The sequence below is a fragment of the Bacteroidota bacterium genome (assembly GCA_039111535.1).
In the GTDB taxonomy this organism is placed as follows: Bacteria; Bacteroidota; Rhodothermia; order Rhodothermales; family JAHQVL01; genus JBCCIM01.
In genome coordinates this window covers 1-11869 of sequence record JBCCIM010000202.1, presented here as the reverse complement: position 1 = coordinate 11869, position 11869 = coordinate 1, and the positions used below count along the sequence as shown (strand labels likewise).

Sequence of the window (11869 nt, the reverse complement as noted above, 5' to 3'; positions counted from 1 at the left end):
GCGTTGGTTTACCCTTGAACCAGGGCTCGGTGTACCCAATGGAGTAATTTTGATAAAAGCGGCCATTGGTTTGTACACCAACATTCAGGCGCTGGCCATCTCCGGAAGGCAGTGGCCGCCAGGCTCCTTTTTTGAAGAAGTTCTGCGCAGAGAAGTTGTTGAACTCAAAGCCCAGGCTCAATACGAGGCCAAACTGCCCCCATGTACCAGAAAGCTGCAACTGGTCACTACCCGTTTCTTCGAGAGAATAGGAGAGATCGACCACTTTACGCTGCTCGTCAACTTCAACAGCGGGTCCGCCGGCCAGTGATTCCTGGCTAAAATAGTTTAGCTGCATCAGGCGGCGAATAGATTCCTGAATGGCATCCCTGCTAAACGTCTGCCCTGGAATCGTATACAGCTCGCGTCGAATTACGTGATCTTTTGTTTTATCATTGCCAAAGATCTCGACATTGCCAAACTCAAAAATATCCCCTTCCCCAATATCAAAGCTCAGATCCAGAGAATCCCCTTCCACTACGCGGATGGTTGGCTCCAACCGAAACGTCATGTAACCGCGGTTCATGTAGAGGCTTGATACATCGCTGCTACGTTTGTTTGAGTACAGATTCTCTTGCAGCGTTTTGCTGTTGTAAATATCGCCCGGCGCCAAACCAAGGGAAGCTGTAAGGAAATCATCCCGATAAACGGTATTCCCTTCCCAATCGATCGTGCGGATATGGTACTGCGGCCCATCATGCACATCGAGGTCGATGATCATGCCCGGCTTGGATTTTTTCCCAGAAGATTTGGTTTTAAGCTGCATGGTGCCATCTTCAGCAGCAATCAGCTCTTCGTTAACCACTTCATTGCCCATGTCGAGATAAACCGAATCCCGAATGACCTGCGCATCAAAATACCCGTTCTCGTTCAGGTAGTCGACAACCTTGCCCAGATCTTCGTCGTAGGTACGTTTGTCGTATTTGGCTTTTTTCCAGAAGCGCCACCAGCGGTCCTGTTTGGTGCCCAGCTTTTTCCGAATTTTCTTGGCAGTAGCCGCATCAACGCCGGTAATATTAATGGCCTCAACTTCAACTTTGGGGCCCCGATCAACTTTGAATTCCAGGTCAACCGTATTGTCCGCTTTTTCGTCGCGGATTACTTCTACAGTTGCGAGCGGCTGGCCTTTTTCTTTATAGAAGTCTTTAATTACTTGCTGCGTACGCTCAATATCAGAGACTTTTACAGGTGTTCTGGCCAAGAGGGGCGCTTTGTCTTTGAGGTCTTTGCGATGTGACTTCCTGACCCCGGTAAAGTTGTATTCCCCCAGGCGCGGCACTTCTTTAACCATGATAACAATGCCGACTTTGCCATCTGCCTCGTTTTCCTGGTTGATTTTCACGTCCTCGTAGCTTCCGAGGCGGAAAATCGACCGAATTGCTTCACCAAATGCAGGATCAACAGGCACAGTCACCTGCTGGCCCACTTCTATTCCACTCGTCTGGACAATAAATGACCGTGTAGTCTCACTCTCCGTCCCGTCTACGCGGATGGTGCTCACCTCCAGTTGTCGCGGCGGCTCCATAAAAGGAACGGGATCAGCGGAATATTGGCCAGGCGCATTCTGCCCGAATGCTACACCTGTAAAGAGCAAGGCCAAGACTACAAACGCGGATGCTACTTTAATATTTCTTTGGGCCATGAAGACGCAGAGGGCTTTTGGATTGTCTTTGTTAACGGATTGCCGGCGCATACTGTATGTAGTAAGTACGCGCAAGCAGTACCGAATAACTACGATTGTGGTTCAAATACGGTGTGTACATCAACATGTACAGCAGCCATCTTACACTTAGAGGTATCTGGCTTGGTTTCGTTTCAACACGCACACGTTCTATTAACGCCTAAACCCTGCATTTATTGCAACTTGCACAGGCGTATCAAAACTAACGCGTATTTTGGTAGTCAGCAATCAACTGTGAATGAATTTATCAACAGTTAAGCTGCCTTGATGGGTGATGATTTTGCCTGATAGTATGGGTGGAATCAGGGCTTTATGCGACCAAATCGACGGTCGCGCTGCTGGTATTCCCGAATAGCACCGTAAAGGCTGTTTCTTCTGAATTCGGGCCAGAATTCGTCTGTAATAAATAATTCTGAATAGGCAATCTCCCAAAGCAGGAAATTTGACACCCGCAACTCGCCTCCTGTGCGGATGAGCAAATCGGGATCAGGGTATCCTGCTGTCGATAAATGATTGCCGATAACGGTTTCGTCGATGTCCTCTTCAGACAATTCGCCATTTTTTACGCGCTGGGCGATGGCTTTTGTTGCTTTCACGAGGTCCCAACGGCCACTGTAAGATAACGCCAGGTTGAGCGTCATCCGCGAATTTTCTTCGGTTTCAGCGATACAGTCTGCAAATTCTTTGCGGCATGCTGCCGGCAACTGGTCGATATCTCCAATTGCCCGCAACCGAATGTTGTTTTTGAGCAGCGTATTGCGCTCACGCTTCACCGTATGGATCAGCAAGGTCATCAACGCTTCCACTTCGCTGGATGGCCGGTTCCAATTCTCCGTACTGAAGGTGTACAGGGTCAGGTATTCAACGCCAAGCTGGGCACACGCTTCCGTAATATCTCGAACCGACTCAACGCCTTCATAATGACCAAAAACACGCATCTTACCCCTTTTCTTGGCCCAACGGCCATTGCCATCCATAATGATAGCTATGTGTTTGGGGATAGCGCCTTGTTGCTGCAAGGCTGCCTGTGCTGCAGCATCTTCTGTTAAAGGCTGCTCAACTACATCCGTCATGGTGTCCTGTTGCACGAGTACGCTCAGTAAGAAATTGTTCGCTTGTGATGTGAAAGGGTGAGAATCACAGGCGGAGAATGTCGTTAAATACCAGGAAGGTCATGAAGACCAGCAGCAGCACCATACCAATTTGCTGCAGCCACATCCTGACTTTGAGCGAAGGCTCTCTGCGGGTAATGCCTTCGTAGATAAGGAATATCAAGTGCCCTCCGTCTAAGGCAGGGATAGGCAAGATATTCATAATTGCGAGGGTGATTGACAAAAGAGCAACAATGCGCCAGAAAGAAAAGGCGCCGGCATCTGCCGCCTGTTTTGTTACCTGTGCCACTTTAACCGGCCCGCCCAGATTTTCCCGGAAGTCTTCGCGGCCACTAAAAATTTTCTTGAGGCTTGTTACAATTGCAATGGAGTTGGTCCAGGTCTCTTCCATACCAAGGACAACTGCCCGGCCGATGGGTACCTGCTCCATACGCACGCCGATTACTTCGGCAAGCACTTCACCAGCTGGTGGGGCTACGCCCAACATGTATTTTTCGCCAGCCTCATCAAAAGAAGGCGCAATGGTTGCCTCATATGTAGCAACATCGCCATTCACGGCCACCAGGCGGGTATTCTCTGCAAGGGCTGCAGCCGTATCTGCCCGGCTCAGTTCACGCTCCCAGGTAACCGGGATGGGTGAGCCGTCTACGGTACCCATGATGTTGACAATTTCGATCCAGAAGGACACGGGTGAGCCGGCAATGGACGTGATGTTATCAAAAGGCTGCATACCTGCGTCGCCGGCCGGCATCCCCTCTTCGGCATTAAAAATCACACTTGGATGAATTTCAACACCCAACCGGTCGTCGCCAGCTTTGCCCATGCGGGTCATGATGTCGTCAGGCCCCTCATAAGTAAGCTGCTCGCCTCCCCGCTCCACTGTAATTGTCAGCGGATCTGAAAGCAAGGTAAATTCTTCGAGGTCACTAAACCGCTCCAGTTCTTTACCACCAACGGACACAATGCGGTCTCCGGTACGCAACCCGATATCATGCGCAATGGAGCCATCCTGGATGTAAACCTGCTCAACATTCTCAGCAGGAATGTAATTGTCACCATAAGCATACTTGAGGCTGATAAAGATAATGGCCGCAAGAATGATGTTAAATATGACGCCGGCAGTAATCACAACTATCCGTTGCCAAACGGGTTTTGCCCTGAATTCCCATGGTTCGGGTTCTTGTTGGAGATTGTCCGTATCCATGCTTTCATCCACCATGCCGGCGATCTTCACATACCCACCCAGCGGCGTTGCGCCGAGCACATATTCCGTCTCCCCAATGGTTGTACCCAAGATTTTCGGCGGAAAGCCCACAGAAAACTTGTCCACGCGCATGTTAAACATCTTGGCCGTCAGGAAATGGCCCATTTCATGTACGAATACAAGAATTGTAATGGCCAGCAATACCCAGCCTATTGTTGCAAGAATTTCCAAAGCGAATTCCATGTGACCCTGTCTGTTAGGCGGCCTGGAGGCTGTCGACCCGACAGCCTTCTGATGTATCAATCAATCTGATGTATCAATCAAACAGCCCAGTACAAGACAAAGCGAATGAGCCATCCCGAGGGGTGGCATTAAATGATCTATGAAGCGCTGCCTTTAAGCAATAAAACACTGCCAGGCAGCCGCGCAGCTGCAATAGAGAATAGCCCTAAAGTTAAGATCCTGACTACCCAACACTACAACTTTAAACAACAAATTATCGAATCTAGCGGCGCATGTAGTCTGCGCCTAAGGGGTATTCAATTGGTCGTAGTACGGTTGAGTTCCAACACCACAGCCTGTACTGCATTATGCAGGTCAACAAGCTCCTCGAGGGTATTAAAAGAAGCAGCAGAAAAGCGCGCCAGGGCTGCCTCGATGAGTATGGGGATATCCACAAAGCGAATGTCGTCTTTCAGAAATCTGCCCACAGCAACTTCGTTTGCAGCATTCAAAACCGCCGGCGCCGCCCCGCCAGCCGCCAGGGCCTCAAAAGCCAGTCGCAAACAAGGAAAACGATCAAAATCAGGAGATTCAAATGTGAGTGACGCATTTTTCATCCAGTCGATGCGCGGATGTGGTGCGGACCAACGATCAGGATAGCTCAAAGCATACTGAATGGGCACCCGCATGTCTGGCGCGCCCAGTTGGGCTTTTGTAGAGCCATCATTAAAGGTGACAAGCGAATGCACAATCGACTGGGGATGCACGAGGACATCAATTTGTTCAGCTGGCAAATCGAACAACCAACGGGCCTCGATCACTTCCAGGCCCTTGTTCATCATGGTGGCGGAATCGATTGTTATTTTTGCCCCCATAGACCAGTTTGGATGGGCCAGGGCTTCCGCCCGTGTAATTGTTTCAAAAGCGGCAGTGCGTGTCCGGAATGGTCCGCCGGATGCCGTCAGGGTAATTTTTTCAACTGTTTTATCGGATTCCCCTACCATGCACTGGAAAATGGCCGAGTGCTCACTGTCTATAGGCACCATCGTGCCGCCAAGCGCAGCCAGGTGTTCGTTGACAAGTGCGCCGGCTGCAACCAGCGTCTCTTTGTTTGCCAGGGCAATTTCTTTACCCGCTTTGATGCCAGCCACTACGGAAGCAAGCCCGGCAAAACCAACCAGCGCAGCGACAACCGTGTGTACCTCGGGCATGCGGGCTGCAGCATCGAGGCCTTTTGCCCCAACAAGCACCTCAACAGGCAAATGTGCTACCTGCTCCTTTAATGCCTCATAACAAGAGGCATCTCCAATGACAACACAGGCCGGCCTGAATTCTGCTGCCTGCTCAGCCAGCAACGCTACATTGCGATTCGCTGCAAGGGCACACACCTGCAATTTATCCGGAAAGAGGCGCACAATTTCCAACGTCTGTGTGCCAATTGATCCTGTTGAGCCAAGTACTGCTATCTGCCTAGGCATTCCCCTTTAGTCCTTCCCTGGTATTCATAATGGAGTTAAACAATGTTACGATACCCTACAAACAATTTTGACGGCTTGTTAAGCGTTTCAAGGTTAACGGTTGTCAGCTGGAAGCCAAACAATCTGGTTAATGACAATAGCTCTAACGTCTGGCTCAAAACGGATGCAATGTGGGATTATATCCATTAATTGATATCCTGCTACGAACCGTCAAAATTATGCGATGGGCATTTATATTTATGGTATTTTTAGAGATAAATATCTCGAAAGATGGTAATGTAAATTAAATTCAGCCATCCACACAAACAAAACGCCGTGTTCATCGTCTGCAAGTAAATGCTATGTAAATAATGCTGTGTCAGTACAGCACGGTTTTTGTACGTTACATCAACCTCGTATTGGCTGATATGAACTAGCTGCTACCTCCGAAGACGGAGTGGCACCTTTGGTATATGGATAGACGACTGTATGTATTAATTCCTGCGTTCCTACTCCTGTTGGTTTGCGCGCCTGTACAACCAGTACACGCGCAACAGATGGATAGCACACAGGTAGCCCGCTTCCAACTGGCAGAATCGTATTTACGCGCCGGCCAGTTCGACCGCGCAATCGGACTCCTGGAAGACCTCTATGAAGCCAGTCCAGCAACGCATGTATTCTACGAGAAGCTAAAAGAAGGGTACGAAAACGTCAAAATGTATGACGAAGCCATTGCCCTCGTAGACCAGCGGCTTGCGTTGGATGCAAATCCGGTACTCTTGTTTTCCGAAAAAGCCCGTTTACAATTTCTAAAAGGAGACGAGCAGGCAGCTTATGCCTCGTGGGACGAAGCAATTGCAGCAGCTCCTAACCACGCCAATTCTTACCGGGTAGTTTTTCAGTCTTTGTCGCGGGTGCGGCTTTTTGAACGCGCGGTCAGCATTCTCGAGCAAGGCCGGGAGAAGTTGAATAGTAAAGACCAATTCCAGATGGATTTGGCTTATCTATATAGTCTGACCAATGCGCATGACAAAGCGATGCAGGAATACGTAGGGTTGCTAAAAAACAATGAACGGCAACTCAGCTTTGTACGCAGCCGGCTTGGTCGCTTTATTGATCAGGAAGGCGTGCTTGACAAAAGTATTCCTATTGTAGAGGACGTTGTCCGCGAGACGCCGCTAAATCGCTCTTACAGAGAGTTACTCGGGTGGCTTTATATGGAAAACGCCCAGTATAGCGAAGCCCTGAATGTATACAGAGCCATCGACAGGCTTGAACAGGAGAATGGCGGGATTTTATTCAGTTTTGCCAAACAGGCTGCCGATGCTGCGGCTTATGAGCCGGCTTCAGCTGCCTTCGCAGAAATTCTGGAACGCTACCCCGATGCTCCGTCAGCACCCGAAGCCCAGATGGGCCTCGCAGAAATGCACGAACAACGCGCCCAGGAATTACTGGAACGGGCTTTCGACGAATCGGGCACGCGAATCTCAGCCCCGAACTACGAGGCATCTTTTGCCGCTTACCAGGTATTCCTCCAGCAATACCCTACCCATCCGTACTACCCTGAAGTGTTAAAACGCATGGGCCGGCTCCAACAGGATGTATTTTTCAATCTCGGAGATGCTGAAGCAACGCTGCTCGAAGTACTCAATGAATTTGGCAGCAGCAGCGCTGCCAATGACGCTGATTTTGACCTCGGCCGCATTGCTGTAATGCGCGGCGACCTGGACAAAGCCCGCCTGATTTTCACCCGACTGGAAGAAAAACTGCGCATCGGTGAACTTGCAGAAAAAGCCCGGTTTCAGCTGGCCCTCATCCACTTTTACGAAGGAGAGTTTGATGCTTCACTCACCCTGTCGCAGGTGATGAATGAAAATACATCTACAGATATAGCAAATGATGCGATAGAGCTGAAAGTTTTACTATTCGAGAACAAAGGCCCCGATTCGCTCAATACCCCGCTGAACCTTTACGCAACAGCTTCACTGGCAAAACGGCAGCGCACCTATGATATAGCCCTGGCCGGCCTCGATGATTTGCTGCTTCGCTTTGGCAGCCACGCGCTGGCAGATGACGCCCGTTTCCTACGCGCCACTACCCTGCGCGAAATTGGTGAAACTGAGTCTGCGTTACAGGCCTTCCTCGAATTTCATCTCATCCACCCAACCAGTTTCCTGGTTGACCGTAGTCTATTTACAGCAGCAGAAATTTACGAGCAGCAACTTGGCGATGATGACAAGGCAGCTGAAACGTACAGTAAGTTGCTGCTTGAACATCCGACCTCATTGCTGGCAAGCCAGGCGCGCGACCGAATACGCATGTTAAGAGGAGACGGTACCTAATTACTTCTATAGTTATATCGCACAGCAGATAACTGGCAACCCCATAAACGATGTATCTTAAAAGAACACTCCAATTTTGCTTCTTGTTAACCTGTCTGATGTTGCTCGGCCTCAGCCGACCCGCAACCCAGGTGCATGCACAGGACATTCTTATACCGATGGATGCCCGTCAGTCGGACCATCTGAAGGCGTATGGCATTGCCTTCTGGTCACTGCAACGTGGAGTCACTGTTGACTGGTTGCTGAATTACCGCGGCGGCTCCTTCCTCTTGCCCTTCGACAACGAAATTGAACAAGAACTGCGCATTCGCGGAGTTTACAGCGAAAAACTGGGCGGCGCCCAAACGGCCAGTGTCATTTCGGAGGTTGAAAGTGAAGCCAACAACACATCGCTCGTGCGGCTTGAAAAGGCCCCACGCGTCGCCGTGTATGCCCCCCAGCAAACATTGCCCTGGGATGATGCGGTACTGCTTGCATTGAACTATGCTGAAGTACCATACGAGATGGTCTACGATGACGACGTTATGGAAGGAGAATTGGCCAATTACGACTGGCTTCATTTGCATCATGAAGACTTCACCGGGCAATTTGGCAAATTTATTCAATACCGTTCAATGCCCTGGTACATCGAGCAGCAGCGCCAGGCAGAAGCTGCCGCACGCCGGCATGGCTTCCGCAAAGTGAGCGAACTCAAGCTGGTTGTTACCCAGACCATCAGAGACTACGTAACCAATGGCGGCTTCCTCTTCGCGATGTGCTCTGGTACGGACACCTTTGACATTGCGTCCGCGGCCCTGAATACCGACATTGTGCCAGCAGAATACGACGGCGACCCGATCGACCCCGACGCATTGTCGAAACTAGATTATAGCCAGACCTTTGCGTTTCATAATTTCAGGCCAAATTTCAACGCCCAGCAATACGAGCATTCCGATATCGACACAGGACCTCCGCCCCCCCAGTTGCGCAACCCCGCGCTGGATTACTTCACAATCTTTGAATTCAGCGCAAAATGGGACCCCGTTCCGACCATGCTCACGCAAAACCATGTGGCAACGGTACGCGGTTTTATAGGACAGACGACAAATTTTGAGAAACAGTTTATCAAACCCAACGTGGTAATCCTCGCTGAAGCACCGGGCAGGGATGAAGTGCGTTACCTCCACGGCTCGTATGGCCAGGGGACGTTTACGTTTTACGCCGGCCACGACCCCGAGGATTATCAGCACTTTGTGGGTGATCCACCAACGGATCTGGCACTCCACAAAAACTCCCCCGGATACCGCCTGATTCTCAACAACGTCCTCTTCCCTGCTGCGAAGAAAAAGAAACAGAAAACCTGATCGCCGGGTAACCCCCGATACCATGGATAAAGCAAAAACCGTTAGCGAATCCCGCTCCATCACCAGCGAGATTGTACTCCCCAACGACACGAATAACCTCGGCAACATGATGGGTGGCCGGCTGCTGTATCTCATGGATATAAGCGCTGCCATTTCGGCCCAACGGCATACCAACAGAATCTGTGTGACAGCTGCCGTGGATTCTGTTGAGTTTGAATCTCCAATTCGCCAGGGGGAGATCGTTGTCATTGAGTCGCAGGTAAACCGGGCCTTCCGTACCTCTATGGAAGTGGAGCTCAATGTTTGGGCTGAAAATGCCATAGAACAGACGCGCCGTAAATGTAACCGGGCGTATTACACTTTTGTAGCTGTTGATGCAACCAACCGCCCCACCCCGGTGCCGGCCATCGTGCCAGAGAGCCCAGAAGAGCAAGCACGCTTTGAAGCCGCAGCCAAACGACGCGAGCTACGGCTTATCGTAGCCGGCAGAATGAATATTAGCGACGCCAAGCATATCAAAGGTGACCTGCACCCTGCACCTGTAGCTCAGGAATAGCCCGGCAGCCCCCTATTCATGCAGCCCTATTCATGATGTGCCCGCGTATCCCTTTCCTTAAACGCCTGACCCCAATACTGGCAGCCAGCATTTGTCTGTGTATTGCATCTGCGTACACACCAACAGCCATCGCACAATCCGGTACCTCTTCCCGGGCACTGGGCCTGGGTGCCCAGGTAGGAAATCCCAGCGGGTTTACGCTTAAATATTATCCAAGCAGAGACATCGGGGTCGTTTTTCTGGGGTCCTGGAGCATCGAGCGGTTTTTATTATATAGTATGCATGTAACCTACGAGTACCCTATACCCGATTCGCCCTTGCGTTTCTTTATTGGCCCTGGCATGGATATTGGCCGTGAAGTTGACGAAGAGAAGTCAGATCTCCGCATTAGCGCGAGTGTAATGCCGGGGCTTAACTTTTTCACACAAAAATTTGAAGTCTTTCTCCAGGCCCTCCCAGGCGTTAAACTAATGCCCAAGCGTGAGGTAACGCTCGGTGGTGCAGTAGGACTCAGGTATTTCTTTTAGCCTCTATACTGCATTTTTTGACGCATTGCACCAATCGAGGCCCGCGGCCGGCTGTTAACTTCAGGAACAAGGCACAACCATGCGCCTACCTATAGAAACCATCTGCCGCACTTCCAACGGTCCATTTCTGCCCTTGAGGTCTCAACATTTTACACTATCTTGTGCGCCGTACGTAAACCACGTAGCACGCAAGCAGAGACTGAAGCTATTTAACCATGTTATATAAACGCGTATTAATTACAGGAGCCAACGGATTGTTGGGGCAGGAACTGGTCAGTGTGCTGAGCCGGCATCCTGATTATGACATCCTGGCTACAGGCCGCGACATAGACGCGCGCTTCAATGTTGGTTCATGCGGTTACGTGTCTCTCGACCTTACAAACCATGAGGACGTCAAAAATATCTTCATGGACTTCACGCCCGATGTCGTGATCAACTGCGCGGCAATCACGAATGTGGACCATTGCGAAATTGAGCGACAGGCTTGCTGGGATGTGAACTGCGAAGCGGTAGAGCAACTCATTCGCTTGTGCAAGCAGCACGGCACAAAACTCATCCAGGTCTCAACTGATTTTGTATTTGATGGTGAGCATGGACCTTATAAAGAAGAAGACCGCCCGAATCCAGTAAACTTCTATGGCCGATCGAAGCTGGCGGCAGAAAATGCCATTCGTAAGTCGGGCTTGCGTAACTGGGCTATTGCGCGTACTGTACTCGTCTTTGGCACAGGTGAGGCATTAAGCAGATCAAATATTGTGCTCTGGGCCATCAATCAGCTCTCATCAGGGAACACTATACGCATCGTAGACGATCAATGGCGGACACCAACGTATGCACCCGACCTGGCGGAAGGATTGCAACGGCTGGTACGTTTCGACAAACAAGGCGTGTATCACCTTTCTGGTCGCGAATTTTTGTCGATCTATGATTTTGTCCAAAAGATTGCTGCCGTATTCGATTTAGATGCGTCGCTGATAGAACGTGCAAACAGTTCTACATTCAGTCAAACTGCCGCTCGCCCGCCAACAACGGGATTCATTGTTTTGAAAGCAGAGACTGAATTAGGCTACCGCCCGAAAAGCACAGAAAAGGCTCTTGCTCACCTGGGTGCACGTCTGGGACTTCCTGTTTCAACATCCTGACTTTAATGATTGACATTGTAATTTTGCGTGACGAGCCCGCCCGGGTCCGTCAGGCTATGCTTGATAAAGGCTACCAGGAAACCGAGCTTATTGACCAAATTCTCCAACTAGATACAGAACGACGGGAGACCCTTACAAAGCTCCAGGAAATCCAAACTTCTGCAAACGGCATTGCCAAATCAATCGGGCAATTGTTCAAAGATGGCAAAAGAGACGAAGCTGAAGCCAAGAAAGCAGAATCTTC

The 11869-nt window shown here is 50.3% G+C and carries 10 protein-coding genes; 6 read left to right on the top strand and 4 right to left on the bottom strand.

Annotated elements, in window-relative coordinates; all coding sequences use genetic code 11:
* The 4 genes from AAF564_22505 to AAF564_22490 all read right to left on the bottom strand — a co-directional run.
* The coding region (locus AAF564_22505; GenBank protein MEM8488338.1) for a POTRA domain-containing protein at positions 1-1732 on the bottom strand (1732 nt) is incomplete at its 3' end.
* Positions 1733-2022: 290 nt separating this feature from the next.
* Positions 2023-2793, bottom strand: a complete 771-nt coding sequence (locus tag AAF564_22500) for an isoprenyl transferase (protein ID MEM8488337.1) — start codon at positions 2791-2793, stop codon at positions 2023-2025.
* 64 nt (positions 2794-2857) lie between these two features.
* Entirely contained in the window at positions 2858-4279 is a 1422-nt protein-coding gene (gene rseP / locus AAF564_22495; GenBank protein ID MEM8488336.1) for an RIP metalloprotease RseP, read from the bottom strand.
* 296 nt (positions 4280-4575) lie between these two features.
* Complete coding sequence (locus AAF564_22490; protein ID MEM8488335.1) at positions 4576-5736, bottom strand: 1-deoxy-D-xylulose-5-phosphate reductoisomerase; 1161 nt, start codon at positions 5734-5736, stop codon at positions 4576-4578.
* A 536-nt stretch (positions 5737-6272) separates the two neighbouring features.
* On the opposite strand from AAF564_22490, the gene AAF564_22485 reads away from it, so the two are divergent.
* The 6 genes from AAF564_22485 to AAF564_22460 form a co-directional block, all read left to right on the top strand.
* Complete coding sequence (locus AAF564_22485) at positions 6273-8057, top strand: tetratricopeptide repeat protein (GenBank protein ID MEM8488334.1); 1785 nt, start codon at positions 6273-6275, stop codon at positions 8055-8057.
* A gap of 98 nt (positions 8058-8155) precedes the next feature.
* Positions 8156-9400, top strand: coding sequence for an asparagine synthetase B (locus AAF564_22480; GenBank protein MEM8488333.1), 1245 nt, complete (start codon positions 8156-8158; stop codon positions 9398-9400).
* Between the two features lie 22 nt (positions 9401-9422).
* A complete protein-coding gene (locus AAF564_22475; protein MEM8488332.1) occupies positions 9423-9956 on the top strand; it encodes an acyl-CoA thioesterase in 534 nt (177 codons plus the stop codon).
* 32 nt (positions 9957-9988) lie between these two features.
* On the top strand, positions 9989-10483 hold the full coding sequence (locus AAF564_22470; GenBank protein MEM8488331.1) for a hypothetical protein: 495 nt from the start codon (positions 9989-9991) through the stop codon (positions 10481-10483).
* Between the two features lie 215 nt (positions 10484-10698).
* Positions 10699-11625, top strand: coding sequence for a dTDP-4-dehydrorhamnose reductase (rfbD, locus tag AAF564_22465; GenBank protein MEM8488330.1), 927 nt, complete (start codon positions 10699-10701; stop codon positions 11623-11625).
* Between the two features lie 5 nt (positions 11626-11630).
* Positions 11631-11869, top strand: a 239-nt coding sequence (locus AAF564_22460) for a serine--tRNA ligase (GenBank protein MEM8488329.1), incomplete at its 3' end; no start/stop codon positions are given.